This window comes from Microbacterium sp. LTA6 (genome assembly GCF_045690355.1).
Taxonomy (GTDB): domain Bacteria; phylum Actinomycetota; class Actinomycetes; order Actinomycetales; family Microbacteriaceae; genus Microbacterium.
The window spans coordinates 2,516,257-2,541,967 of the sequence record NZ_CP147855.1 but is presented as its reverse complement, the minus strand read 5'-3'; the positions used below and the strand labels follow the sequence as shown (position 1 = coordinate 2,541,967).

25 protein-coding genes, 2 tRNA genes, 1 rRNA gene and 1 riboswitch are annotated in these 25,711 nt (G+C 66.2%); of the genes, 16 read left to right on the top strand and 12 right to left on the bottom strand.

Annotation, left to right across the window (positions count from 1 at the left end):
- Positions 1-291: 291 nt before the first annotated feature.
- The 5 genes from LTA6_RS11990 to galU form a co-directional block, all read right to left on the bottom strand.
- Positions 292-1,814: ribosomal RNA gene (locus LTA6_RS11990) — 16S ribosomal RNA — on the bottom strand.
- A gap of 869 nt (positions 1,815-2,683) precedes the next feature.
- A tRNA-Ala gene (locus tag LTA6_RS11985) sits at positions 2,684-2,756 on the bottom strand.
- A gap of 49 nt (positions 2,757-2,805) precedes the next feature.
- On the bottom strand, positions 2,806-3,651 hold the full coding sequence (locus LTA6_RS11980; RefSeq protein ID WP_407357904.1) for a hypothetical protein: 846 nt from the start codon (positions 3,649-3,651) through the stop codon (positions 2,806-2,808).
- Between the two features lie 113 nt (positions 3,652-3,764).
- Complete coding sequence (locus LTA6_RS11975) at positions 3,765-4,376, bottom strand: GNAT family N-acetyltransferase (protein WP_407359273.1); 612 nt, start codon at positions 4,374-4,376, stop codon at positions 3,765-3,767.
- A 40-nt stretch (positions 4,377-4,416) separates the two neighbouring features.
- Positions 4,417-5,304: a UTP--glucose-1-phosphate uridylyltransferase GalU gene (gene galU / locus LTA6_RS11970; RefSeq protein ID WP_341973971.1), complete on the bottom strand. Its 888-nt coding sequence runs from the start codon at positions 5,302-5,304 to the stop codon at positions 4,417-4,419.
- Positions 5,305-5,343: 39 nt separating this feature from the next.
- Between galU and LTA6_RS11965 the strand changes: the two genes are divergently transcribed.
- The 3 genes from LTA6_RS11965 to mscL are packed head-to-tail and all read left to right on the top strand — an operon-like array spanning position 5,344 to position 6,663.
- Positions 5,344-5,940, top strand: a complete 597-nt coding sequence (locus tag LTA6_RS11965; RefSeq protein WP_363548217.1) for a 5-formyltetrahydrofolate cyclo-ligase — start codon at positions 5,344-5,346, stop codon at positions 5,938-5,940.
- Positions 5,941-5,954: 14 nt separating this feature from the next.
- Positions 5,955-6,227, top strand: coding sequence for an FmdB family zinc ribbon protein (locus LTA6_RS11960; protein ID WP_341973969.1), 273 nt, complete (start codon positions 5,955-5,957; stop codon positions 6,225-6,227).
- Between the two features lie 25 nt (positions 6,228-6,252).
- Positions 6,253-6,663 carry a large conductance mechanosensitive channel protein MscL gene (mscL, locus tag LTA6_RS11955; protein WP_363551331.1) on the top strand — a complete coding sequence of 137 codons (411 nt, stop codon included), beginning with the start codon at positions 6,253-6,255 and terminating at the stop codon, positions 6,661-6,663.
- Between the two features lie 66 nt (positions 6,664-6,729).
- On the opposite strand, the gene LTA6_RS11950 is transcribed toward mscL, so the two are convergent.
- Together LTA6_RS11950 and LTA6_RS11945 are read right to left on the bottom strand one after the other, a co-directional pair.
- Positions 6,730-6,927 (bottom strand): hypothetical protein, encoded by a 198-nt coding sequence (locus LTA6_RS11950; protein ID WP_363548220.1) that lies wholly within the window; start codon positions 6,925-6,927, stop codon positions 6,730-6,732.
- A complete protein-coding gene (locus tag LTA6_RS11945) occupies positions 6,920-10,585 on the bottom strand; it encodes an AAA family ATPase (protein WP_407357903.1) in 3,666 nt (1,221 codons plus the stop codon). Before LTA6_RS11945 ends, LTA6_RS11950 begins: the two co-directional genes overlap by 8 nt.
- Before the next feature lie 231 nt (positions 10,586-10,816).
- Between LTA6_RS11945 and LTA6_RS11940 the strand changes: the two genes are divergently transcribed.
- Positions 10,817-11,344, top strand: coding sequence for a methylated-DNA--[protein]-cysteine S-methyltransferase (locus LTA6_RS11940; protein WP_407357902.1), 528 nt, complete (start codon positions 10,817-10,819; stop codon positions 11,342-11,344).
- 72 nt (positions 11,345-11,416) lie between these two features.
- Here LTA6_RS11940 and LTA6_RS11935 read toward each other — a convergent pair whose 3' ends face one another.
- Positions 11,417-13,051, bottom strand: coding sequence for a cation acetate symporter (locus LTA6_RS11935; protein WP_341973964.1), 1,635 nt, complete (start codon positions 13,049-13,051; stop codon positions 11,417-11,419).
- A complete protein-coding gene (locus tag LTA6_RS11930) occupies positions 13,048-13,395 on the bottom strand; it encodes a DUF485 domain-containing protein (protein WP_363548230.1) in 348 nt (115 codons plus the stop codon). Before LTA6_RS11930 ends, LTA6_RS11935 begins: the two co-directional genes overlap by 4 nt.
- 110 nt (positions 13,396-13,505) lie before the next feature.
- Here LTA6_RS11930 and LTA6_RS11925 point away from each other — a divergent pair, with 110 nt between their 5' ends.
- From LTA6_RS11925 to LTA6_RS11915, 3 genes are all read left to right on the top strand, one after another.
- Positions 13,506-14,360: a LuxR C-terminal-related transcriptional regulator gene (locus LTA6_RS11925; protein ID WP_407357901.1), complete on the top strand. Its 855-nt coding sequence runs from the start codon at positions 13,506-13,508 to the stop codon at positions 14,358-14,360.
- Between the two features lie 62 nt (positions 14,361-14,422).
- Positions 14,423-14,488: riboswitch (guanidine-III (ykkC-III) riboswitch) on the top strand.
- A gap of 9 nt (positions 14,489-14,497) precedes the next feature.
- Positions 14,498-14,824, top strand: a complete 327-nt coding sequence (locus LTA6_RS11920; protein ID WP_341973962.1) for a multidrug efflux SMR transporter — start codon at positions 14,498-14,500, stop codon at positions 14,822-14,824.
- A 41-nt stretch (positions 14,825-14,865) separates the two neighbouring features.
- Positions 14,866-15,210 carry an Lsr2 family protein gene (locus tag LTA6_RS11915; RefSeq protein WP_341973961.1) on the top strand — a complete coding sequence of 115 codons (345 nt, stop codon included), beginning with the start codon at positions 14,866-14,868 and terminating at the stop codon, positions 15,208-15,210.
- A gap of 81 nt (positions 15,211-15,291) precedes the next feature.
- Here the strand turns inward: LTA6_RS11915 and LTA6_RS11910 are convergent, their stop codons facing one another.
- Positions 15,292-15,930, bottom strand: a complete 639-nt coding sequence (locus tag LTA6_RS11910; protein ID WP_407357900.1) for a MarR family winged helix-turn-helix transcriptional regulator — start codon at positions 15,928-15,930, stop codon at positions 15,292-15,294.
- Between the two features lie 82 nt (positions 15,931-16,012).
- On the opposite strand from LTA6_RS11910, the gene idi reads away from it, so the two are divergent.
- From idi to LTA6_RS11865, 9 genes are all read left to right on the top strand, one after another.
- Positions 16,013-16,534, top strand: coding sequence for an isopentenyl-diphosphate Delta-isomerase (gene idi, locus LTA6_RS11905; protein ID WP_407357899.1), 522 nt, complete (start codon positions 16,013-16,015; stop codon positions 16,532-16,534).
- Entirely contained in the window at positions 16,531-17,619 is a 1,089-nt protein-coding gene (locus tag LTA6_RS11900) for a polyprenyl synthetase family protein (RefSeq protein ID WP_407357898.1), read from the top strand. Before idi ends, LTA6_RS11900 begins: the two co-directional genes overlap by 4 nt.
- Positions 17,616-18,539, top strand: coding sequence for a phytoene/squalene synthase family protein (locus LTA6_RS11895; RefSeq protein ID WP_407357897.1), 924 nt, complete (start codon positions 17,616-17,618; stop codon positions 18,537-18,539). The genes LTA6_RS11900 and LTA6_RS11895 overlap by 4 nt, the downstream gene beginning before the upstream one ends.
- Complete coding sequence (crtI, locus tag LTA6_RS11890) at positions 18,536-20,155, top strand: phytoene desaturase family protein (protein ID WP_407357896.1); 1,620 nt, start codon at positions 18,536-18,538, stop codon at positions 20,153-20,155. Before LTA6_RS11895 ends, crtI begins: the two co-directional genes overlap by 4 nt.
- Positions 20,146-20,505: a lycopene cyclase domain-containing protein gene (locus tag LTA6_RS11885; RefSeq protein ID WP_407357895.1), complete on the top strand. Its 360-nt coding sequence runs from the start codon at positions 20,146-20,148 to the stop codon at positions 20,503-20,505. Before crtI ends, LTA6_RS11885 begins: the two co-directional genes overlap by 10 nt.
- Complete coding sequence (locus tag LTA6_RS11880; protein WP_407357894.1) at positions 20,502-20,828, top strand: lycopene cyclase domain-containing protein; 327 nt, start codon at positions 20,502-20,504, stop codon at positions 20,826-20,828. Before LTA6_RS11885 ends, LTA6_RS11880 begins: the two co-directional genes overlap by 4 nt.
- The gene (locus LTA6_RS11875) at positions 20,825-21,721 is read left to right on the top strand and encodes a prenyltransferase (protein WP_407357893.1); all 897 of its coding nucleotides are present in this window, start codon (positions 20,825-20,827) and stop codon (positions 21,719-21,721) included. Before LTA6_RS11880 ends, LTA6_RS11875 begins: the two co-directional genes overlap by 4 nt.
- A 34-nt stretch (positions 21,722-21,755) precedes the next feature.
- Positions 21,756-23,939: an MMPL family transporter gene (locus LTA6_RS11870; protein ID WP_407357892.1), complete on the top strand. Its 2,184-nt coding sequence runs from the start codon at positions 21,756-21,758 to the stop codon at positions 23,937-23,939.
- 11 nt (positions 23,940-23,950) lie between these two features.
- Positions 23,951-24,023: transfer RNA gene (locus tag LTA6_RS11865), tRNA-Arg, on the top strand.
- A 17-nt stretch (positions 24,024-24,040) separates the two neighbouring features.
- Here LTA6_RS11865 and LTA6_RS11860 read toward each other — a convergent pair.
- Together LTA6_RS11860 and LTA6_RS11855 are read right to left on the bottom strand one after the other, a co-directional pair.
- Positions 24,041-24,538 (bottom strand): HNH endonuclease, encoded by a 498-nt coding sequence (locus LTA6_RS11860; RefSeq protein ID WP_341973949.1) that lies wholly within the window; start codon positions 24,536-24,538, stop codon positions 24,041-24,043.
- A 334-nt stretch (positions 24,539-24,872) separates the two neighbouring features.
- On the bottom strand, positions 24,873-25,691 hold the full coding sequence (locus LTA6_RS11855) for a M23 family metallopeptidase (RefSeq protein ID WP_341973948.1): 819 nt from the start codon (positions 25,689-25,691) through the stop codon (positions 24,873-24,875).
- Between the last annotated feature and the right edge of the window lie 20 nt (positions 25,692-25,711).

Below are 25,711 nucleotides of genomic sequence, written 5' to 3'. Positions count from 1 at the left end.
GTACGGGCGGTGCCCCAATCCACAACCCCACAAAACCGGGGGAAACAGAAAGAGGCCCAGAGTAACCGACTGCGCTCACAACCCCGAAAGGTCAAAGCTCATCCGGTCCCTCAGGACCCAACAGCGTGCAGATGCAACATCCGAAACCCTCCCCGTTCCAACCGCAAGCGGTGTACTAGAAGAAACTTTCATCGATCGCACCATGTCAAATGTTCCACCCATGAGCTCCCAGCGAACCACGAACGGGCCCGATCTGGGGTCTGGACAGCAAAGCTGCCAGTTGCTCCTTAGAAAGGAGGTGATCCAGCCGCACCTTCCGGTACGGCTACCTTGTTACGACTTAGTCCTAATTACCGATCCCACCTTCGACGGCTCCCTCCACAAGGGTTAGGCCACCGGCTTCAGGTGTTACCGACTTTCATGACTTGACGGGCGGTGTGTACAAGACCCGGGAACGTATTCACCGCAGCGTTGCTGATCTGCGATTACTAGCGACTCCGACTTCATGAGGTCGAGTTGCAGACCTCAATCCGAACTGGGACCGGCTTTTTGGGATTCGCTCCACCTCGCGGTATTGCAGCCCTTTGTACCGGCCATTGTAGCATGCGTGAAGCCCAAGACATAAGGGGCATGATGATTTGACGTCATCCCCACCTTCCTCCGAGTTGACCCCGGCAGTATCCCATGAGTTCCCACCATTACGTGCTGGCAACATAGAACGAGGGTTGCGCTCGTTGCGGGACTTAACCCAACATCTCACGACACGAGCTGACGACAACCATGCACCACCTGTTTACGAGTGTCCAAAGAGTTGACCATTTCTGGCCCGTTCTCGTATATGTCAAGCCTTGGTAAGGTTCTTCGCGTTGCATCGAATTAATCCGCATGCTCCGCCGCTTGTGCGGGTCCCCGTCAATTCCTTTGAGTTTTAGCCTTGCGGCCGTACTCCCCAGGCGGGGAACTTAATGCGTTAGCTGCGTCACGGAATCCGTGGAATGGACCCCACAACTAGTTCCCAACGTTTACGGGGTGGACTACCAGGGTATCTAAGCCTGTTTGCTCCCCACCCTTTCGCTCCTCAGCGTCAGTTACGGCCCAGAGATCTGCCTTCGCCATCGGTGTTCCTCCTGATATCTGCGCATTCCACCGCTACACCAGGAATTCCAATCTCCCCTACCGCACTCTAGTCTGCCCGTACCCACTGCAGGCTGGGGGTTGAGCCCCCAGATTTCACAGCAGACGCGACAAACCGCCTACGAGCTCTTTACGCCCAATAATTCCGGATAACGCTTGCGCCCTACGTATTACCGCGGCTGCTGGCACGTAGTTAGCCGGCGCTTTTTCTGCAGGTACCGTCACTTTCGCTTCTTCCCTGCTAAAAGAGGTTTACAACCCGAAGGCCGTCATCCCTCACGCGGCGTTGCTGCATCAGGCTTCCGCCCATTGTGCAATATTCCCCACTGCTGCCTCCCGTAGGAGTCTGGGCCGTGTCTCAGTCCCAGTGTGGCCGGTCACCCTCTCAGGCCGGCTACCCGTCGACGCCTTGGTGAGCCATTACCTCACCAACAAGCTGATAGGCCGCGAGCCCATCCCCAACCGAAAAATCTTTCCAAACGTTGACCATGCGGTCACGTCTCGTATCCAGTATTAGACGCCGTTTCCAGCGCTTATCCCAGAGTCAGGGGCAGGTTGCTCACGTGTTACTCACCCGTTCGCCACTGATCCACCCAGCAAGCTGGGCTTCACCGTTCGACTTGCATGTGTTAAGCACGCCGCCAGCGTTCATCCTGAGCCAGGATCAAACTCTCCATAAAAAGAAATTGCATACCCCACCGGGAAAACGGTGACGCAGCGAGTTTGATACCGACCAAAGAGACAAATTCATTGCTGACTTCATCCGAATGCCAACCCCCAACAAAGGGGATTGGTCTTTGATCCAAAGGAATTCTCAACCAAACCAAAAGGCTTGGACGAGGATAATTTGGCATTTGACAAGTGCACGCTGTTGAGTTCTCAAGGATCGGATGCTCCCACGACCCAGCCATCACGACCAGGCCCGAAGGGCAACTTCTCTATCTTATCTTCGCTATTCGGCCTGTCAAATCGACGCGCCGAGTGGCTTAGAACCAGATCTGCTGTCCGGCGCTCAAGGCGCCGAGGCAACTTCACTAGCTTATCCGTTCCGGCGAGCTTGTCAATTCGACGACCGCCGGGGTGGATTCTCCAGCTTGGACAGAAGACTGTCCCGATCCGCTCCGAGGAGAGGATCTTGGTGGAGGTGGTTCTCCGCTTGAGGGGGGTAAGGCTCTCGGCCTCTCCGCTTCCCTGTGGGGCGAACAAGTAATAAGTTACGCGGATCCCGGGGTTTGGGCAAATCAGGACGGACCGCCGGGCGTGTCGCCCCGGCTTCGCGGATCTCTCAGCCGCGCGGCGGCCTCCTCGTCCCCCAGGGCGTACGCAGGTGCACCGCCTCCGCACTCCCCCCGGCGGCGGCGCTCTCGAGGAAGTCGACAGCAGCACCGGGGCCGCCTTCACGCAGTGCATCCTGCGCACGTGCGAACAGCGCCTCGGACGCTTACGGATTCGTGCCGTCGTCCATGACGCTCACACCATGACCAGTGCCCGAAGACACAGAAAAGGCCCCGCCGGAGCGGAGCCTCTTCTTCACTGTCTCAACACAGTGTGGACCTAAGGGGATTCGAACCCCTGACCTCCTCGATGCGAACGAGGCGCGCTACCAACTGCGCCATAGGCCCGTGTGATCGTCAACTACGTTATCACGCCACGAGCGGACCGAAGATCCGTTCAGCCTGCGGCCCGACGAGCGAGCATCTCGCGGACATGCGTTTCGATCTCCGCGTCATCTACGAAGCCCATCCGCGCATAAGGAGACGTCGCCGCCGGGATCTGGGGCGGTGCAGGTCGCGCCATGCGTTCCGCCCGCTCGCGGAGTTCCGCCAGCCGCGCCGCCTTGCGACGCTCGTCCTGCGCATCGATCTCAGCGCGGGCTGCCTGAGCTCGAGAACCTGCAACCGATACCAGCGGCTCCGGCAAGGGCCGCGGCGTCCAGCTCGCCCGTCCCTGGTCGTGCAACGGCGGCGCGACGCGGGGAGCGGCCGCGATGGGCCTGGGCACCGACCGACGGGCTGCACGTGACGCGACCGCCGCCATCTGCTGGAGTGCGACGCCGGCCAGCACCACGGTGCAACCGCCGATCCAGAGCAGCATCTGCGCTCCGGTTGCGACGACCTGCCAGACGCCGAGCCCCACCAGTGACGCTCCGACGAGCAGCGTGGTGGTCGCTGCCACCCGAACGCGCCGTCTGGCTCGCGCCTGTCGTACCGCAGGATCGGCTCGCGTCGCAGCGAGTTCGCGGCGCAATTCCTCGAGCTCGGCTGATTCCTTCTCCGCCTGCACGCGCTTGGCGAGCTTCTGCTGGGCGAGCGCCGTGCGCGCGTTGAGTTCGAGCCGCACCTCGCCGGGAGTCTCACTCGTCTCGGCGAGCACGCGCAGCGCCTGATTCAGGCGTACGGCGTTGCGCTCCGCCGCGTTGTATTGAAAACGTCCACGCCAGGACGGCAGCAGGTACAGCATCCAGAGGAGCACAGCGACGAGCACGATCACTCCCCCGCTCAGCACCGGCCCATCCATACGGTCAACGGTAAGCGACCGGACCCCGCCTGCTCGGTCAGTCCCGGCGCGTGTCGCGGCCAGAACCCGTATTCGGGCCGATGCGGGTGAGCGAACGCGTCGGTCGATCCCGCTCAGCGAGCCAGGCGATCGGTGGGCGGGATGGTCGCCGCGTCGGCCGGCACCTGCCCGTTCAGCCATCGGGCGAGGACTCCCTGCGGAACGTCCTCGCGAGTCAGCGCGAACGCATAGTGATCGCGCCAGTCACCGTCGATGTGGATGAAGCGGCGACGAAGACCCTCGTAACGGAAGCCGAGCTTCTGGACGATGCGCAGACTCGCGACGTTCTCCGGGCGGATGCAGATCTCCATCCGGTGCAGGCCGTACTCGACGAAGCACGCATCCGTCGCCAGAGCGACCGCGGTCGGAGTGATCCCCTTGCCCGCGAACCTCTCGCTCACCCAGTAGCCGATCGTCGCCGACGCCAGTGAACCGCGGGCGATGCCCCAGACGTTCAACTGCCCGGCGATCTCTCCTTCGTACTCCATCACAAAGGGATACCCGGCGCCGTCCCGGTACTGCTGGAGCAGACGACGGATGCTGAGTCGCATGTCGAAGGACACGGACCCGTAGGGAATCGTCGCCTCCCAAGGCTGCAGCCAGGAACGGTTGCTCAGCAGCTCATGCTGGAGCGCGCGTGCGTCACGGGTGCGCACGAGACGCAGCTCTACCGGACCGTGCCGCATTCCCACCGCCAGATCCATCAGCATGACGCCGTTGGGCCGCCTAGAGGCGTTCCGCGAATTCCTTGAGCCACGGCCGCAGCTCCGGCCCGAGGTCTTCCCGGTCGGACGCGAGCTGCACGATCGCCTTGATGTAGTCGACACGGTCGCCCGTGTCGTAGCGCCGTCCCCCGAAGATGACGCCGACGACGCCGGGGCCGTTCGGGTCCGCCGCAAGCTCCTGCAGCGCGTCGGTGAGTTGAATCTCGCCGCCCTTGCCGGGCTCGGTGCGCTCCAGGATGTCGAACACCGAAGCAGGCAGCACGTAGCGGCCGATGATGGCGAGGTTCGAAGGCGCGTCCTCGGGAGCCGGCTTCTCGACGAGCCCCGTGACGCGCACCGCATCACTGCCCTCGATCGGCTCGACCGCTGCAGCACCGTACATCTGGATGTTGGCGGGGTCGACCTCCATCAGCGCGATGACCGCAGCGCCGGTGCGCTCATGCTCCTCGATCATCGTGGTGAGCAGCGGGTCGCGCTCGTCGATGAGATCGTCGCCGAGGAGGACAGCGAAGGGATTGTCGCCGACGTGACTGCGCGCACGGAGCACGGCGTGGCCGAGGCCCTTGGGCTCGCCCTGACGGACGAAGTGGATGTCAGCGAGGTCGCTCGACTTCATCACGCGCTCGAGCCGGCCGGTGTCGCCCTTCTCCAAGAGCTTCACCTCGAGCTCGGGGACCGCGTCGAAGTGGTTCGAGATCGCGTTCTTGTTGCGCCCGATGATGATGAGGATGTCGTTGATGCCGGCATCTGCCGCTTCCTCGACGACGTACTGGATCGCCGGCTTGTCGACGACGGGCAGCATCTCCTTCGGCATCGCCTTCGTCGCCGGGAGGAATCGTGTTCCGAGGCCGGCCGCGGGAATGACTGCCTTCATCTTCTGGACTCGCATCCACTCAGCCTACCGGGACCGCCGCGTAGACTCGGGGGCATGTCGAACGACGTCGAGAATGCCAAGCGCGCACTGCGTGCTGAACTCCGCGAACGACGCCAGCTCCTCTCCGCCGCCCAGCGCGATGCCGCGGCAGCCGCGATCGGCGAACGGCTCGACGCGCTCGTGGACGACGCCGATGCCCGCTCTATCTCCTGCTTCCTGTCGACGACGAACGAGCCGGGCACCCGGGAGTTCGTCGCGCGAACGGTGCGACGCGGCATCCGCGTGCTGCTTCCGGTGACCCGGGCCGACGGCCTGCTGGACTGGGCGATCGCGACGGACGACGGCGAGATCGCAGAGGGCATGTTCGGTCTGCCGGAGCCGGCCGGCGAGGTTCTCGGCCCGATCGCCGTGAACGATGTGGACCTCATGATCATCCCCGCTGCGGCCGTGGATCGCAGCGGCATGCGACTCGGCTGGGGGCGCGGATACTTCGACAAGACCATCGGCTCGATGGAGAAGTGCCCACCCGTGTACGCCGTCATCTATGATTCCGAGATACTCGACTCGCTGCCGCGGGAGGTGCACGACCAGCCGGTGACCGGCGTCGTGACCCCGTCGCAGACCCTGATCCTGTCGCCGTCGCGACACTGAACCGCGAGGACACCATGCCCACCTATGCCTATGCCTGCACGTCGTGCGGACACAAGTTCGACGCCGTGCAGAGCTTCGCGGAGAACGCGCTGACCATCTGCCCCGAGTGCGGCGGTGCGCTGCGCAAGCAGTACGGGTCGATCGGAGTGACCTTCAACGGCTCCGGCTTCTATCGCACGGACTCGCGCAGCAATACCGGCGGATCGAAGGATGCTTCGGCATCATCGAAGTCGGAATCGTCGACGAGCGCCAAACCGGCGCCCGCATCGGCTCCGGCCTCTTCCTGAGGTCACGATCTTCATGGGGGTTTCCGTGTTCCAGGGATTCAAAGAGTTCATCACCAAGGGCAACGTCATCGACCTGGCCGTCGCCGTGGTCATCGGCGGCGCTTTCACCGCGATCGTGAACGCCGTGGTTGCCAGCATCATCAATCCGCTCGTCTCGCTATTCTTCAAGGCCGACGCTGCGGGCAACTTCGGGCCGCAACTCACTAGCATCTACGGCGACAAAGTCACCTTTCCGCTCGGCGACTTGATCACGGCGATCATCAGCTTCCTCGCCGTCGCACTCGTCGTGTACTTCGTCTTCGTCATCCCGATGAACAAGTACAAGGAGCGTCAGGCCGCGAAGAACCCCGCCGTCGAGGAGGAGACCCTGCCGACCGAGCAGGAGCTGCTCATCGAGATCCGCGACGCGCTGCGCAAGAACACCGCGTCGAGCTGACGCGTACGGAATCTGGCCTCGAGGCCCTCGGCTCCTTCGGGAGTCGGGGGCCTTTCCGTTCCCCGCTCAGTAGTGCGGGGGGATGTCCTGGATCAGGCGATCGTCGTTCGGGCCCTTTGCCGCACGGGACGCGGATGCTGCCGCATCCTTCGCGGTCGAATCGGTCGCGACATCCGGGGCGGGGTCCGTCCCCGGCGCCGGTGTGAGGCGAGCACGTCGCGAACCAGGCACCCGCACGATCCGCTGACGGGACTCCTCACCCATCGCGCGGATCGAGATCGATCGGCTGCGTGTCCGTGTCGGCACGCTGCGCCTGGGCCGAGATGCCGAGGATCCCGGCGATCCGCGTCGCCGCCGTGGCCGGATCGCTGTACAGGTCGAAGGCGTGCACCCGGACGTAATGCCAGCCGAGTCGACGCAGAACCTGCGGGCGCAGCCGCAGCGTCTCGCGCAGGGATTCGCCGCGCGATTCCGGATCGGACTCGATCACCACGGCCTTGCCCTTGTGCTGGGCGACCAGGGGAAGCAGACCGCGGTAGTCCACATCGACCGAGGCGCCCAGGCGGCGCAGTTCCCGCGCGAGTGCGAGCGTGAGGGGATCGGCGAGATCCTCCAGGCGCGCCTCCCGCCCGCGCGTGGCCAGGCCGCCGAGGATCGACATCAGCGTCGCGGCGCCGTGCTCGAGGCGTCCATCGTCGAACGACGAGGGGCGGATCGACGACACCAGCACCATGGAGCGGCGCGCGCGTGTCATCCCGACGGTGAGGAGTCGCTCGCCGTCTGGAGTGGACAGATCCCCGAAGTCGCTGAGCACTCGGCCGTGCTTCGTCAGGCCGTAGCCGAGCGAGAAGATCACTCGATCGCGGCTCTCCGCGACCGACTCCTCCAGCGTGAGCACCGCGAACGGTTCAGCGGTGTCGCGGGAGACGAACTCGGCGACATCCGAACGACCGGCGAACGCGGAGGTGACAGCAGCACGCACCCGCTCGGCATGGCGGATGCTGGCCGTGACCACCATCAGCGATTCGGCAGGCCGGTGCACGGCGTGCTCGACGACGAGCGTGACGACACGCGCGACCTCGGCATCCGGGCTCTCCACCGCGCCTGAGATCGGATCGGGTGCTCCGACGCCGCGCTCCACGTAGTCGACGGTCAGGCTGCCTCGCCCGAGATAGGAACCCGCCCACGGGAGCGAGACGATCTCGCCGCCGTAGAAGGCGTCGTTGATGAGCTCGGCGAGATCTTCGCCGCCGGCGCGATAGCTGCGCGTGAGCGTCATCACCGGCAGCAACTCGGAGAGCCGCTCGAACACCGAGACCTCGTCGAAGGGGACTTCGTGCTCCCAGTCCTCCCCCGGATCGACCGCGACGTCGAACCGGGACGGCCGCTGGGTCACCGGATCGCCGAAAGCGACGACCTGACGTGCGCGCCGGATCGCCGGAGCAGCCTCGGCGAGGTTGATCGCGGCGGCATCCACGAGCAGGACCGTATCGAATTCTACGGAGTCCGGGATCTCCGGCAGGAGATACGGGGACGAGATCCAGACGGGAGCGAGCACGTCCACCAGCGTCGGCGCCGACGCGACGATCTGCGCGGTGCTGGCGTCGGGCTGGGTGAGCGCCCGACGAAGATGCTGGGACTCCTGCGGCTCGTCGACGATCGCGATCTTCCACTGGCTCGCCAGCTGCCAGGCGAGCAGCGGACCCGACATCGCCGCATGGGCTTCATCGACGAGGCGGTAGTCGCGCTCGAGTCGATCGACCACGGCCGTGTTGGCGCCGAGAAGAGCTCGATTGTCCTGCAGCGCCCGCTCGAGGAGCGACTGCCACCACGCGAACTCCAGCTCATCCCCGACCCGCGTCTCGGAGACGTGACGGATCGAGAGTTCGGCGAGCAACGGCTCCAGACCGAGCAGGGCCAGCTGTTCGCGCAGCTCCGAGCGCTCGACGAGGTTGTCGAAGACATCCGACTTGGCGGCGAGCCCCGCGAGCGTCCGTACCAGGCGAGCGACCGGCAGCGAGGCGAGCGGCTCCCGCCGTCCGAGCGCCGCGTCCAGCTCAGCGAGTTCCGCCTCGACACGCTGCCAGGCCACGTACACATCGGCGAGGCCCAGCGGCACCTCCGGCGCGACGCCAGCGTCGACACAGCGCTGCCACTGCGTGCGCTGGGTCTGGATGCGCAGCAGCGCCTCGTGCATCTCGGTGATGTGCACGCCGGGGCGGACATACTCCTTGGCGAGACGGCGCAGCCTGCGCCGGTTCGCTCCGGACATGCCAGGGGCATCCCGGCGCGAGCCATGAGCCTGGATGAGTTCGCCGAGTGGACGTTCGAACACCGTCGGGCTGAACCGGTCGAGCGAATCCCGGATTCCCTGCAGCAACCGCAGGTACTCCCCCAATTCGTCGACGGTGGCGAAAGGGCGCATGCGCGTCTGCGCGATGAGCTCGTAGCCGCGCTCGAGGAGGGCGGGAACGCTGTCCGAGTGCAGACGTGCGGCCAGATCGTGAGCCGCACGCGCCGCCTCCGTACTGGCGAACGACACCCCGTACCACGGCGAGTCGTCCGGTCCGAACCGGAACTCCCCGAGGCGTGCGGCCTGGGCGAGCATCCCGGCTGCGGCGCTCCGATCACCGGCGAGACGCTGCAGCGCCTGCGTTCCCAACCGAGCGGTCGTGGACGGCGGGGTCGGCAACGAGGCGAGCCTGGTGAGCTGCCTGGTCGCCTCCAGGACCGAGGCGTTCAGACCCGGCACGGGAGCCGTGAGAGCGCTCCGATAGTCGCGGAGCACCGTGCGCAGGCGCACCAGCGCATCATCGACCTCGCCGACCTTCGGGGCGGTGGCCTTCTCGTTCCGGACGATCGCCCGGACCAGATCACGGCGAACGCTCGCCGGCGAGACCGCCAGGCTGTCCAGCCCGATGCCGGCCAGGCGGTGCCGCACGCCGTCGAGCGTCGAGCGCCGCGCGGAGACCACGAGCACTCGCTTGCCCCCGCGCACGAGTTCACCGAGTGCATTGATCACGGTCTGCGTGCCGCCGGTGCCCGGCAACGTCGCCACGGTCAGTGAGTGGCCGGCCGCGATCCGCGACAGCACCGCCTCCTGCTCGGCATCGGCATCGAGCAGCAGATTGTCGGATGCCGGAGCGCGGTCATCCGGCCCGGTGTAGTGCGGTTCGGCGCGGGGCGTCGACACCTGTTCGCGGTCGTCGACGTGGCCGGCGAGGGCATTGAGAACGGTGGAATCCAGGCTCCCGCTGTCTCGCGCCATCGCGCCGCCCACGTCGGCGAACGTCGAGACGACCAGACGCGGCTGCACGGAGAAGGTGTCGATCGAGCGCGTGGTCCCACGCAGGCTGTCGATCACCGGCTGCGGCTTGAAGATTCCGCCGTCGTAGGCGAGCGCCGCAAGAGATGCGGCATCGATCGTGATCCCGAAGTGCTCGCGGGCGATCCGGATGAGTTCGGGGTTGACCTCGAAGACTCCTTGCAGCTTGAGCTCGAAGTCGGAATGATGACGGCGGATCGCCAGCGGTCGCAGCAGCACCGGTGCGGCGAAATCCGCGCCGCCGATGCGCCACTGCGCCACGCCGACCGCGAGGTGCACGGCCTCGATCCCGCGCACGGTGCGCAGCTCGGTGTTCTTCGCGGTGATCCGCTCTGCCGCGAGGCGCGCCGTGCGCAGACCGACCTCATCCCGGAAGAGGTTCGACAGCAGAGTCGACTTGCCCGTGATGAATTGCGGCAGGCTTCCGGGGTGCGCCTTGGAGATGTCGATCCCGGACTCCGGGCTGTCGCGGTAGGTGATCAGCGGAGAAGGGCCGCCCAGATCGGCGGCCTCCGCGCGCAGGCGGGTACGCTCGGCCTCGGCTGCGTGCGCGACACCGACGCCTGTCGGCGACCCGTGCAGCTCGCCGAGAGTCACCGCGGCCTCCGTCGCTGCACCATCCGCAGACTTTTCTTCACGTCGCCACACACCACACACCCTAGGCGCGCAAGCCAGGGTGAAGCTGTATCCCTGGCGGGTTTCTCCCGGATTCATGCCGCTGAACAGCCTCTCCGCACTCTTCCTGCACGACAACGCCCGAAGCGAGGTTGTCCCCGGTTCCCGCCTTCGCCGCTCCGAGGAGTCGGTGCAGGCGGTCAGTATGGGGGCATGACATTCCGCTACGACTTCGCACCGACCCCGTTCGGTGATGCCCTTGCGGTGTTCTCGCACGAGGGGATCGTGCGCTTCGATCTCTCCGAGTCGGAGGACCCATCGGTGCCGTGGCTGCTGGAGGACGTCTCCCGCCAGTTGCACGCGGTGCCACAGGCAGACCCCGGTGCCGCCGATGAGCTCGCGCATCTGCTCGACGACTACTTCGAGGGAGTGCCCGTCCGCTTCGACGAGCATCTCCGCCTGGATTGGCGGCTCGTTGAGGGCTTCCCGCTGGCCGCGCTGCGGGTCATCTCCGAGATCCCGTGGGGCGAGACCATGAGCTACGGCGAGGTGGCGATCGTGGCGGGTCATCCCGGGGCCGCCCGCGCCGTCGGTACGGCATGCCGGCTCACGCCGTTCTCGATCATCGTGCCGGTGCACCGGGTCGTGCGCTCCGACGGCACCCCCGGACACTACGGCGCGCACCCGGAGCGCAAGAAGTACCTCCTCGATCTGGAAGCGGCCACCACGCCCAGTCGCTGATCCCGAGACGACGCGGACCCCGGCGGGTAGGCCGCCGGGGTCCGCGTGCTCGTTCTCAAGCCGCGGCGCGGATCAGTGATCCACCGCCTTCTCGGCGCCGAAGCCGGTGAGCGAGCGCACCTCCATCTCGGCAGCGAGCTGTGGAGACTCCTTCACCGTGCTGGTGACCGTCCCCAGCCAGCCCAGGAAGAACCCGAGCGGGATCGACACGATGCCCGGATTGTTCAACGGCCAGATCGCGAAGTCGACCCCGGGGATCATCGAGGTGGGCGTCCCGGAGAACACCGGCGAGAGGACGATCAGCAGAATCGCCGAGCCCAGGCCGCCGTACATGCTCCACACCGCACCGCGGGTCGTGAAGCGCCGCCAGAACAGCGAGTACAGGATGGTCGGCAGGTTCGAGGATGCCGCCACAGCGAACGCCAGCGCCACGAGGAACGCGATGTTCTGCCCCTGCGCCCCGATACCGCCGAGGATCGCGAGAATGCCGATCACGATGACCGTGCGGCGGGCGACCTTCACCTCTCCGTTCGGGTCTGCCTCGACGGGGTTGCCTGCGGCATCCTTCCTGCCCTTCTGGATGACGTTCGCATAGATGTCGTGCGCGAACGACGCCGCGGCCGTGATCGTCAGTCCCGCGACGACCGCCAGGATCGTGGCGAACGCGACGGCGGAGATGAATCCGAGCAGCAGCGGACCACCCAGGTGCAGTGCCAGCAACGGAGCGGCCGAGTTCACCCCGCCCGGCGCATTCGCGATGACCTCTGCGCCGACAAGTGCTCCAGCGCCGTACCCGAGCACGAGGGTGAGCAGGTAGAACCCGCCGATCAGCCAGATCGCCCAGACCACCGACCGACGCGCTTCCTTCGCCGTCGGCACCGTATAGAAGCGCATCAGCACATGCGGGAGCCCCGCCGTTCCGAGCACGAGCGCCATGCCGAGCGAAAGGAAGTCCCAGGGGTTCGCACCGTACTGCAACCCGGGCGCGAGGATCGCATCGCCCTTGTCGGAATTCGCGACAGCGGCCTCGAGGAGCGTGTTCAGGCTGAACCCGTTGATGGCCAGGACCCAGATCGTCATCACGATCGCGCCGCCGATGAGCAGGAAGGCCTTCACGATCTGCACCCAGGTCGTGCCCTTCATGCCGCCGATGAGCACGTACACGATCATCAGGACGCCCACGACGGCGATCACGATGGACTGCCCCACGCGACCGTCGATTCCGAGGAGAAGCGAGACCAGCCCTCCTGCCCCCGCCATCTGAGCCAGGAGGTAGAAGAAGCACACGGCGAGGGTGGTGATCGCGGCTGCCACGCGTACCGGGCGCTGCTTGAGTCGGAACGACAGCACGTCGGCCATCGTGAACTTGCCGGTGTTGCGCATCAGCTCGGCGACGAGCAGCAGCGCGACGAGCCAGGCGACGAGGAAGCCGATCGAGTAGAGGAACCCGTCGTAGCCGTTGATGGCGATCGCGCCGCAGATCCCGAGGAAGGATGCGGCAGACAGATAGTCGCCCGCGATCGCGAAGCCGTTCTGCGGGCCGGTGAATGAACGGCCCGCCGCGTAGTAGTCGGCCGCCGTCTTGTTGTTACGGCTGGCGCGAATGACGATGAACAGCGTCACGGCGACGAACGCGAGGAAGATCGAGATGTTCAGAACGGGATTGCTCTCGGCGACGACGGTCGTGGCGGTGTGGATGATGTTCATGCTCCGGCCTGCGCCTTCTCGAGGTCTTCACGGATCTCCTGCGCCAGGGGGTCGAGCTTCCTGTTCGCGAAAGCCACATATCCCATCGTGATGGCGAAGGTCGTCACGAACTGCCCCAGACCGAGCAGCAACCCGATGGTGATATCGCCCCACACTCGCTGCCCCATGAATTCCGGCGCGAATGCCGCCAGAAGGACATACGCGAAATACCAGATCAGGAAGAATGCGGCGAGCGGAAAGATGAATGAACGCTGCGTGCGTTTGAGGGACTTGAATCTCGATGATTCTTCGACGGCGATGTAATCGATCTCGCCTGCCGATTCGGCGATGCTTCGGTCGCTCATGGGGCCTCCTTGCCACATGTTCGGAGCTCGCACGGCACAGTTCCGCACGAGTGGTAGGGTCGACGCTACGAAACGGGGGGCAATGCCGTCACCCCCGAAAGTAGGTAGCCGTGAGCACGACCAGCGCTGGGGAATCAGAGACCGACCTCGTCGACCGTGCGGTGCGGGAACTCTCCCGGCGCACGCGCTTTCCCGTGACCTTCGGCGGCCTCATCGACGAGGGCGTGGTGAGCATCACGAGCATCGTCGGAAACCGCACCCATAGCCTGGACGGATTGCGTGTGAGGCCGGAACGCGGCCTCGGCGGTCGGGCGATGATGGAGCTGCGCCCACGGATGACGAGCGACTACCGCTCCTCGCAGCAGATCACCCATGACTATGACGTCTTCGTCCTCGGCGAGGGGCTGAGCACCCTGCTGGCTGTTCCGATCATCGTCGCGGGTCGTCCTCGTGGAGTGCTCTACGCGGGCACCTGGGAGCAGGCTCCCCCCGGCGGGGTGACGACCGCACCGGCCATGCAGGTCGCCCAGTCCGTCGCCGACGAGCTGCGCATCCGCGATGAGGTGGATCGGCGCCTTCGTCTCGCCACCGGAGCGCAGCTGGTCGCTCCCTCCCAACGGGAAGAGCTCCGTGAGAGCTTCGCCGAGCTGCGCAGCATCGCGGCCGCCGTGGATGACTCCTCGCTGCGCGCGCGGATCGCAGACGTGCAGAACCGGTTGGTGACCCTGGCCGGTGACAGCCCGACCCCGCGCACGGGTCCGCTGCCGACGGTGCGGCTCTCCCCCCGGGAGACCGACGTGCTCGCGTGCGCGGCGCTCGGCGCCACGAACGCGGAGATCGCCGGCCAGCTCGGTCTCCGTGAGGGCACGGTGAAGGCGTATCTGGGAACGGCGATGTCGAAACTCGACGCCTCGACGAGGCACGCCGCCGTCGCCAAAGCCCGGCGAGCGGGACTTCTGCCCTGATCACCTCTCACGGGTCGGGCCGACTGCACAGTCCCTGATCAGGCGCGTTCGCTATGGTGGAAGCAGATCGGTCCTCCCGATCCCGGACGAGGCAGGCCAGTACCCGGAAAGCGACAAGACTGGTCCGGAGGATCACCATGTCGTGGATCATTCTTATTGCATCCGGTGTCATCGAAGCCGTCTGGGCGACCGCCCTCGGCAAATCCGAAGGCCTGACGAAACTCTGGCCGAGCGTCATCTTCTTCGTCGGCCTCGCCGCATCGATGTTCGGACTCGCCTTCGCAATGCGCGAGATCGCCACCGGAACCGCATATGCCGTCTGGGTCGGAATCGGCGCATCTCTCACCGTGATCTGGGCGATGATCACCGGCGACACCGAAATCTCCTGGATGCGAATCCTGCTTTTGCTCGGACTCGTCGGGTGCATCGTCGGACTGAAGCTGATCGACCCCGGCCACGAATAGGTTTCTTGTCGTAATTCCGACTGCCAGGTATGGTCAATTCCATGGCAAGAAGAATTGTGCACCAGCTGGTCGACGATATCGACGGAACGGTCCTGGAGGTCGGCGAGGGCGAGACTGTGCATTTCTCACTCAATGGCGCCTCTTACGAGATCGACTTGAATGCGACGCACAGTGAGGAATTGCGCAGCGCCTTGGAGCCGTACATCTCGGCGGGTCGTCGGGCCGGGGGTTCCAGCTCTGCCAGGTCCTCGAGTCCGCGAAAGCGCGCCGGACGCAATCCTGAGGTCAGCGCCATTCGGGCGTGGGCGAAGGCGAACGGTCACACGCTCTCCGAGCGCGGTCGCATTCCGGCGCCCATCGTCGAGGCGTACAACGCCGCACACTGAGACGCGCGCACATCGACGCATCCGCGCGCTGAGCGCCTCCGTCGCCCGCCGAGGTGCCGAACACAACCGGTGTTCGTCGCCCTATGGCGTGACGTCCTGAGCCCAGGGCTCGTCACGGATCGTGATCTCGTCCGTCATATCTCTGAGGAACCGGATGACCACGTCCCGCTCCTCCCCCGTGAGCCGGGCCGCCGCGTAGAACCGCTTGGCCTGCTGACGACCGACCGTCTCCATCGCGGCGAGGCGGGTCTCGGGCGTGATCGTGATGGCGAGCGCCCTTCTGTCCGTCGGATGCGGAGCCCGCGCGATGTGCCCTCCCTTCTCCAGCCGGTCGAGCAGCTTCGTCGTCGAAGCCGTCGAGATGGCGAGGTGCTGGGCGATACCTCCTGGCGTCGCGATGACCGCGCGATTCGAACACACGATCAGATAGTGCAGCGCGCGCATGTCCGTCTCGTTGAGCTGCATGTACCGCCTCGACACACGTGACAATCGCTGTTCCGCTTCGCGCAGCTCGCCGAGAGCACCCATGAGCGCCGCGATCTGCCGCAGCGCCTCCGGCGAAACGCCGGTCCTGTCGATCAGGGTGCTGCGAGGATCGCTGGCGTCCACGTCGTAGATGCTCGAGTGGCTCAGCCCGTCGACGGTGTCCCCCTCTCCCGCCGATGAGCCGCGGGGCGCCGGCGACTCGGCATCGGGGATGGCGCCGGACTCGTTCTCCATGGCATCATGCTACACATGAATTGCTACATGCTAAGGTGACTACTTGCTAAGCTAGCTAAATATTCCGAAGGAGAGGATAGCGATGGATGATGTGGTCCTCCTTGCCGACGATGGCTCCACTGTCGGCATCCTTCCGAAGAGCGAGGTCCATTCCGCCGAGACGCCGCTGCACCTCGCTTTCTCGTGCCACGTCAAGGACGCAGACGGACGGCTGCTGGTGACCCGGCGAGCGCTGGGCAAGCGCACCTGGCCGGGAGTATGGACCAACAGCTTCTGCGGACACCCTCGCCCCGGCGAGGAGATGCTGGACGCTGTCCGGCGGCGCGCCCAGGACGAGCTCGGTATCAGCCTGTCATCGATCCGACTGGTCCTCCCCGACTACCGCTACCGGGCGGTCGATGCGAGCGGCATCGTCGAGAACGAGATCTGTCCCGTATACGTGGCGGTCATCGACGGCGAGCTCTCGCCGAACCCGGACGAGGTCGCCGAATGGGCATGGGTGCAGGCAGAGGATCTGGCCGAGGCCCTCGTGCGCGCACCATTCGCCTTCACTCCCTGGCTCAGGGAGCAGTTGCCCCAATTGTCGGGCACGGACCAGACATGAGCGCGACGGCCACGAAGACGCAGAACCAGCACTCCGCGGTCGAGGATGCACTGCGGCGACGTTTCGCGGAACGCAGCAGCGCAGCCGAGGAGTACGGAGAACAGTTCGCGTTGCTCTGGCGCCTCGCCGCGGACCACGTCCTCGGCGGCAAGCTGATCCGTCCGCGGCTGCTCCTCGACGTGCACGGAGCGCTGAGCCCCGCCGAGTCCCCCCGGCAGAACGATGTCGCGATCGAGATCGCCGCGAACGTCGAGCTCCTGCATTACGCGTTCCTTCTGCACGACGACGTGATCGACGGCGACCTGACCCGGCGGCACCGGCCAAATCTGATCGGCACGCTGGCCGGCATCCACACAGAGACCGCCTCCGCGCAGGACGTCGTCCTGCATTGGGCGCGCAGCGGCGCCATATTGATGGGTGACCTGCTGCTGTCGTCCGCGATCCTGGGATTCGCGCGCGCGAAGGTCGCCGAGAGCACGCGTCGGAGGCTTCTCGATCTTCTCGAGCACGCCATCGTCGAAACGGTCGCGGGAGAGCACACAGATGTCGGTTTGAGCGACGGCGTGATCACGCCGGATCTGACGACGATCCTCTCGATGACCGCCTATAAGACGGCGACATACTCGTTCGCTCTCCCGCTCCGCGCGGCCGCCATCCTGGCCGAAACAGATCCATCGGTAGAGATGAGCATGGTCACGATCGGTCGCCACCTCGGCCTCGCCTACCAGCTCCAGGACGACCATCTCTCGATGTTCGGAGACCATGCCGACCACGGCAAGGACCCGTATGCCGACCTTCGCGCCGGCAAGGAGACCGCGATCATCGCCTTCGCGAGGGAGACGGGGGCGTGGTCGCGCATCGAGCACGGGTTCGGGCACCCGCAGCTGCCACCAGGGGATGCCGCTCGCATTCGTGAGCATCTGATCGAGTGCGGCGCCGAGGCCTTCACGCGCGGCCTCATCGAGGATCAGCTCGCCGCCGCGCACTCCGTTCTGGAGAACACTGCAGGGCGCGCGGAGATCCCCGGACCCGCGCGCGAGGCGATCCGGCGCGTCGCAGCGAGCATCAAGGACCGACGCCGATGAGACATGATGACGCTCCCGGAGCCGACACGACCGGTGATGCTCTGGAGCGCTTCACCCATGCCGCGGAGACCGCGGCACGAGACGTGATCCACACGTACTCGACCTCGTTCGGACTCGCCACCAGGCTCCTCGGTTCCCGGCACCGACGTCACGTCCGCAACATCTACGCGATGGTGCGGATCGCGGACGAGATCGTCGACGGCGTCGCCGCTGAGGCGGGGCTGACTCCCCCGGCTCTCGAAGCCGCTCTGCGCGATTACCGGGCAGAGACCCACCGCGCCATCCGCGACGGCTACAGCAGCGACCTCGTGCTGCACGCGTTCGCTCGTACCGCGCGCGACGCAGGAATCGACGAGGATCTCACCGGTCCGTTCTTCGACTCGATGCAGAGCGACCTGCCCTCAGCAGACGCCGGCTCGACCTTCGCGGCCTACGACCCCTCCGCCCATCAGCGCTACGTCTACGGATCTGCCGAGGTCATCGGCCTGATGTGCCTGCGAGTCTTCCTGCGCGAGGAGGTTCGCGATGCCGCTGCGCTCGAGACGTTGCGCTCCGGCGCACGCCAGCTCGGCGCCGCGTTCCAGAACATCAATTTCCTGCGCGATCTCGCCGATGACACGGAGCGACTCCGCCGCGGTTACCTCACCGGCGTCCGTCGCCTCACCGACGAGGATCGCGACACGTGGGTGGCCACCATCCGAGAGCAGCTCGATCGAGCGCGCCTCGCCATCCCCCTGCTGCCTCGGGATGCGCGCGCCGCGGTGCGCAGTGCGCTCGCGTTGTTCGCCGCCCTCACCGACCGCATCGAACGCACGCCGGCCGCTGAGCTGTACCACCGCCGCATCCGTGTGCCTGCCGCGCAGAAGGGCCTTCTGGTCGCAGTGGCTGTTCTTCGCACCTGGACGGAGCCGCGACGATGAGCCGTGTCGTCGTGATCGGAGCCGGCGTCGCCGGACTCGCCACCGCGGGTCTCCTCGCCCGCGACGGACACGAGGTCGTGGTGCTCGAGAAGAGTGCCCAGGTGGGCGGGCGGGCCGGGTCGATCGAGCGTGACGGATTCCGATTCGACACAGGCCCGTCCTGGTACCTGATGCCCCGCGTCTTCGACCACTTCTTCGCCATGATGGGAACGCGTACCGAGCGCGAACTCGACATGACCATGCTGGATCCCGGCTATCGGGTCTTCAGCGAGCCGTCCGACGACGCGGCGAGCTCCGGCGCGGTGACGATCCCGCGCGGTGCCGAGGCGGTCTCGCGCCTCTTCGAGGACATGGAGGCGGGCGCCGGCGCGTCACTGCGCAGCTATCTCTCCTCTGCCCGCCACACGAGCGAGATGGCTGAGAAGCATTTTCTCTACAATCCGTTCACCCGGGCGTCCTCCCTCGCCACAGCGGAGATCCTCCGCGCAGCACCTGAGCTCGCGCGGCTCCTCCTGACGCGCCTGGATGCCTGGGCGGCGCGACGGTTCTCCCATCCTGTACTCAGGCAGATCCTCGGATACCCGGCGGTCTTCCTCGGAACCCACCCCGGCCAGGCCCCCGCCATGTACCACCTGATGAGCGCGCTCGATCTCGATGATGGCGTGCAGTACCCCCAGGGCGGATTCTGGACGGTGATCCAGCGACTGGAATCGCTCGCCATCGAAGCGGGGGCGACAGTGCGGACCCAGGCCGAAGTGCAGCTCATCGACACCGAACCGGTGGGTCGCCATCGCAGACGACATCGCGCGACCGGGGTGCACTGGCAGGATGCGCATGGCGACGAGCATGTGGAATCAGCCGACATCGTCGTCTCCTGCGCGGATCTTCATCACACCGAGACCTGGTTGCTGTCCGCACCCCAGCGCAGCTATCCGGAACGCTGGTGGCGCCGGCGGACCAGTGGTCCCGGCGCCGTCCTCGTGATGCTGGGTGTGCGTGGCGGGCTGCCTCAGCTGCCGCATCACTCACTGTTCTTCACCCGCGACTGGACCGCCAATTTCGACGCCATCTTCGGCAGATCGCCGCACGTGCCGTCTCCTGCGTCCATCTACGTCTGTCGACCGAGTGCGACGGATGCCACGGTCGCACCGGCGGACCACGAGAACCTCTTCGTGCTCGTCCCCGTCCCGGCGGATGTCTCCCTCGGCGGCGGCGGGGCCGACGGCGCCGGTGATCGGGCGGTCGAGGCGATCGCCGACGCCGCCATCGATCAGGTCGCCCGCTGGGCGGACATCCCCGACCTCCGAGAGCGCATCGTCGTCCGCCAGACCAAGGGGCCCGCCGACTTCGCGCGCGACCACCACTCCTGGCGCGGCGGGATGCTCGGCCCCGCGCATACCTTGCGCCAGAGCGCCATGTTCCGAGCGCAGAATGCGTCCAAGCGGGTGAGCGGCCTGTTCTACGCCGGCGCCACGACGGCGCCGGGCGTCGGCGTTCCGATGTGCTTGATCAGCGCCGAACTCGTCCTCAAACGCGTGCGCGGGGATCACAGCGGCGGCCCTCTTCCCGAGCCGGTGCCGGTCGGGGAACGAAGCGAGGCGCAGCCATGGGCCTGATCTACCTCGCCTTCCTCGTGGGGGCTTCCGGCTGCCTGCTCCTGCTCGACTGGCGATTCCGTCTCTTCTTCTGGCGCGATCCGGTGGCCGCCGCCATCGTCTCTGCGATCGGCGTCGCCTTCTTCCTCGCCTGGGACGTCGCAGGAATCAGTCTCGGCATCTTCTTCCGGGGCGAGGGCGCCATCGCCAGCGGCGTCCTCCTCGCTCCGCACCTTCCTCTCGAGGAACCCGTGTTCCTGTTCTTCCTCGTCCTGTGCGCCATGGTGCTCTACACCGGATCCGTGAAGGTGCTCGCCCGTCGACCGACAGCGACGCGGAACACGACGCGCGGCCGCGGGGACACCCGGTGAGCTACTCGACTCTCGCCCTCTGTTTCCTGGCCGTCGCTGCGACGGCCGGCGCCGCGCTGCCGCTCCTGGCGCGCACGCGGGGACCGTCGATGGCCGCCCTTGTCATCAGCGCTGCAGGGCTCGTTCTGCTCACCGCCGTCTTCGACAGCGCGATGATCGCCGCCGAACTGTTCCACTACGCGCCGACACGGCTACTCGGGCTGCATGTCGGTCTCGCCCCCATCGAGGACTTCGCCTATTCGCTGGCTGCCGTTCTGCTGCTTCCGAGCATCTGGGTCGTGCTCCTCGGGCGGAGATCACGGAGATCGGGGCGGGAACGATGAATCGCGAAGAACCGATGAAGACCGGGAGCGGTCGGAGCATCGCCCAGATCGTGCTGTCCTCACGACCGGTGAGCTGGATCAACACCGCGTTCCCTTTCGGTGCGGCTTATCTCCTGACCACCCGCGAACTGGACGCGACCCTCGTCATCGGTTTCCTCTACTTCCTCGTGCCGTACAACCTCGCCATGTACGGAATCAACGACGTATTCGACTACGCATCCGATGTGGCGAACCCGCGCAAGGGCGGCATCGAAGGGGCTCTTCTCGCACCGAGGCTGCATCGCACGACCCTCTGGGCTGCCGCGCTGTCGAACCTTCCGTTTCTGGTGTTCCTCGTCGCTGTTGGGAATCTCGCGTCCACCGCATGGCTCGCGGTCAGCATCTTCGCGGTCATCGCCTACTCCGCGCCGCGGCTGCGCTTCAAGGAGCGCCCCTTCCTGGACTCGGTGACCTCGAGCATCCACTTCGTCAGCCCGGCCGTTTTCGGACTCGCTCTCGCCGAAGCGAAGCCGACCGTGGCCATGGTGACCACGCTTCTCGCGTTCTTCCTCTGGGGCATGGCTGCTCACGCCTTCGGCGCCGTGCAGGACATCGGCCCGGATCGCGAAGCGGGGATCCGCTCCGTCGCCACCGTGATCGGCGCCCGCGCCACCGTCCGTCTGGCACTTGCCCTGTGGCTGCTCGCCGGCATCCTGATGCTGACAACGACCTGGCCGGGACCGCTCGCCGCAGCACTGGTGCTGCCGTACCTGCTGAACACCGCACGCTGGTGGAACGTCACCGACGATACCTCCGCCGCTACGAATGTCGCGTGGCGACGGTTCATCGCACTCAACTATGTGGTCGGCTTCCTCGCGACGATGCTCCTGATCCTCGCCTGGTTCTCCTCGTGACCCGATCCCTTCACCCGCTCCCGAAAGGACCGAGATGACGTCCCCCGAATCCGCCCCGCCGATCACCCGTCGAGAGCGGGTCCGCAGCCGTTCCTGGCTGCGTGCGCTCGTTCCGGCGGTGCTGATCCTCGCGTGGCTCGCCGGCGCGTCTTTCGGCGGTCCGCTCTTCGGCAAGATCGATGAGGTCTCCTCCAACGATCGGACCACATACCTGCCCGAGTCCGCCGACGCCACCCAGGTGCAGGAGCTGCTGGGCGACTTCACGGATTCGGATGCCATACCCGCGATCGTGGTGTTCACCGGCGAGACGGCTCTCAGCGAGAGCCAGCTCGAAGCCATCTCGGATCTTCTCGCCACGGTCGACGCCCTCGACGGTGTCGGCGACGATGTCTCTCCCGCGCTCCCCTCTGAGGACGGCGAAGCGGTGCAGGCCTTCGTACCGATCTCCTCGGGGTCCGACGTCGGTGATGTCGTCGCCGAGCTCGGGACGACGCTCCGCGAATCCGCACCGGCAGGAGTCGACGTCTTCATCACCGGCCCCGCCGGCTTCACGGCGGATCTCGTCGCCGGCTTCGCGGGGATCGACGGCCTGCTCCTCGGGGTCGCCCTCCTCGCCGTGCTTCTGATCCTCGTGCTCGTCTACCGCTCTCTGCTCCTGCCCGTCGTCGTGCTCTCCACGAGCCTGTTCGCGCTCTGCGTGGCGCTGCTGGTCGTCTGGTGGCTGGCGAAGGCGGAGGTGCTGCTGCTCAGCGGACAGACACAGGGCATCCTGTTCATCCTTGTGATCGGCGCAGCCACCGACTACTCGCTGCTGTTCGTCTCACGTTTCCGCGAGGAACTCCGCAGCACGTCCGACAAGGGTGCCGCGGTCGCCGCGGCCTGGAAGGGCTCGTTCGAGCCGATCGTCGCCTCCGGCGGAACAGTGATCGCCGGTCTGCTGTGCCTGCTGCTCAGCGACCTCAAATCCAACAGCACCCTCGGCCCCGTCGCCGCGATAGGGATCGTCTTCGCGATGCTGTCCGCACTGACGCTGCTGCCCTCACTGCTGCTGCTCTTCGGACGCGCGGCCTTCTGGCCGCGCCGGCCGTCCTTCGAGCCTGACGTCGTTGCCGCCGAGGGTGGGATGCCGTCCACGGGCGTCTGGGCTCGACTGGCCACTGCGATCAGCCGCCGTCCGCGAACGATCTGGGTCGTGACGACGCTCGTGCTCCTGGTCGGGGCGCTCGGAGTGACGCAGCTCAATGCCTCCGGTGTGCCGCAATCGGACCTCGTGCTCGGCTCATCGGAGGCTCGAGACGGTCAGGTGGTGCTCGGGGAGCACTTCCCTGGCGGCTCGGGAAGTCCCGCGTACGTGGTCGCCGATGAGGCCGACCTGCAGGATGCGGCCGAGATCCTCCTTGCGCTCGACGGGGTCGATGCGGTCTCCGTGACCGCAACCGATGCACCGAGCGGTACGGCGGCGGTCACGGACGAGGGAATCACCGCGTTCGGTCCTCCAGGGAGCCCGACGCCGGATCCGACCGTGGTCGACGGCCGGGTGCTGCTTCAGGCGACACTGGCAGACGCCGCGGACTCCGATGCCGCGGCGGCCACGGTGCGCGAGATGCGCGCAGAGCTCGAGGGCCTCGATGCTCTCGTCGGCGGAGTGACCGCCACCGCGGTCGACACCGACGATGCGTCGATACACGATCGGAATCTCATCATTCCCGTCATCCTCGTCGTCATCCTGCTGATCCTGATGGCGCTGTTGCGATCGATCCTCGCCCCGGTGCTGCTCATCGTCACGACGGTGCTCTCTTTCGGCATGGCGATGGGCGTGTCCGCACTCGTCTTCAACGGGGTGTTCGACTTCCCCGGAGCCGACCCGGCCGTTCCCCTCTTCGGATTCGTGTTCCTCGTCGCGCTGGGGATCGACTACAACATCTTCCTGATGACACGCGTGCGCGAGGAATCCCGTCGCCATGGCACGAGGGAGGGCGTGCTGCGCGGGCTCGCGATCACCGGCGGGGTGATCACGTCGGCAGGGCTGGTGCTCGCCGCGACGTTCGCCGCCCTGTCGGTGATCCCGATCCTGTTCCTGGTCCAGCTCGCGTTCATCGTCGCGTTCGGTGTGCTGCTGGACACCTTCATCGTCCGATCCTTCCTGGTGCCGGCACTCGCCTATGACATTGGGAGGGCCATCTGGTGGCCGTCAAAACTCGGTCGCGGGATCTTTTAGAATGATTCTGCGCCCTCGTAGCTCAGGGGATAGAGCAGCCCTCTCCTAAAGGGCAGGTCGCAGGTTCGAATCCTGTCGAGGGCACCCAAAGCACTTACACGTCACGCAGCGAGTGCGAGGTACGGCTCCCACCGCGGGTCGCTTCGCTCCGTACCGCGCACGGTCCAGCCCGTGCCGTGCGGCGGGCGCGGAGTGATCCGAAGCTCCCAGCGCATCTCCTGCGGCGTCCGGTCGCTCTTGACGTTGTTGCAGCGCAGGCAGCAGGCGACGAGGTTCTCCCAGGAGTCCGCGCCCCCGCGCGAGCGGGGCAGCACGTGGTCGATGGTGGACGCCGCCTTGCCGCAGTACCCGCAGCGATTGTTGTCGCGCCGCAGCACCCCGCGGCGTGTCACCGGAACGCGGCGACTCTTCGGAACACGCACGTAGCGGGAGAGGATGATCACCGCAGGACGTTCGTATCTTCCGCGGGCGGCCCAGACCGGATCGTCCTCGACGCGCTCGATCACCGTCGCCTTGTCATTCATCACGAGAACCAATGCTCGTTTGAATGACACGATCGCGAGCGGTTCGTATCCGGCGTTCAAGACAAGTGTGCGCATCGTCATCCTCTCGATCCGCCGGGACGGCTTCCCGGCACTCTCGACTCACATGAGGTCGAACTGGCGGCAGAGGGTTTGCAGAGACGAAAAAAGGCGCCGTCTCAGAGACAGCGCCTTTCGCGCACGGCAACGCCGTGGCATCCCTGCGGACGATGCCGAAGAACGTAACGGCCGAGGGCATCCATGGTTCGGATGCTCGGTATTCGCTCCATCAGCTTCTCCCGTCTGTACGACAACGGGTTCAGGCTAACTCATTCACGCGCACAGCGGGCGAAACAGCAGGTGAACGGCCGAAGGTGTGTCCGCCTCGGGTCCGTTCTACCGACGAGAAGGATCAGCCGGCGTTGGCGGCCAGCCAGGAGTACGGCTCGAGGATGCTGCCGCCGATGCGCACCTCGAAGTGGAGGTGGTTCGCCGTCGAGCTGCCGGTGCTGCCGACCGCTCCGATGAGCTGACCCGCCTCGACGGTCTGTCCGGCCTGCACCTGGCGAGTGCCGTACGTCATGTGCGCGTAGGTCGTCGAGACACGCTGTCCGGCGATGACGTGGTCGATCACGATGGCGACACCGTAGCCGTAGTAGCTCTCGGACGAGACCCGCACGACACCGGCCGCAGCCGCGTAGATCGGGGTGCCCGCAGGGGCCAGCATGTCTGCACCGTCGTGGCCGCCACTGTCGGGGCCGACCGTCGTGCGTCCCTGGGTGTACGAACCCTGGGGCAGCGGATAGCGGACCTCACCGGAGCCGGGAGAGACGAGCGCATAGCCCGCGGTGTTGAAGGCAGTTCCGGCGGTCGATGCGGCAGCGGCGGCGCGGGCTGCGGCAGCCTCTTCCGCCTTCTTCTTCTCGATCTCATCGGGTGTGGTAGCCGTGAAGGTACCGCGGCTGAGCGGGGCTGCGGTCGCCTGCGAAGCGACGACGAGCGACTGCGCATCGGCCTCGGCGAGCTGCTGGATCGTCGTTCCGGCCTCGGCGGGCTTGCTCGCCGCATAGGCGGGCAGCGCGATGACGGCGACAAGGGCGCCTACGGCACCGAAGATGGCGATCGACCGCAGAGGACCTGCGGCCTTGTGGGTACGCGCTCGCGCTGGTGAGCGTCGAGCAGGTGTTCGGTCTTCGGTTGTATTCGTGGGCGATTCGATGTCTGCGGCCAAAAGTGGGTCCTCCTGCGCCT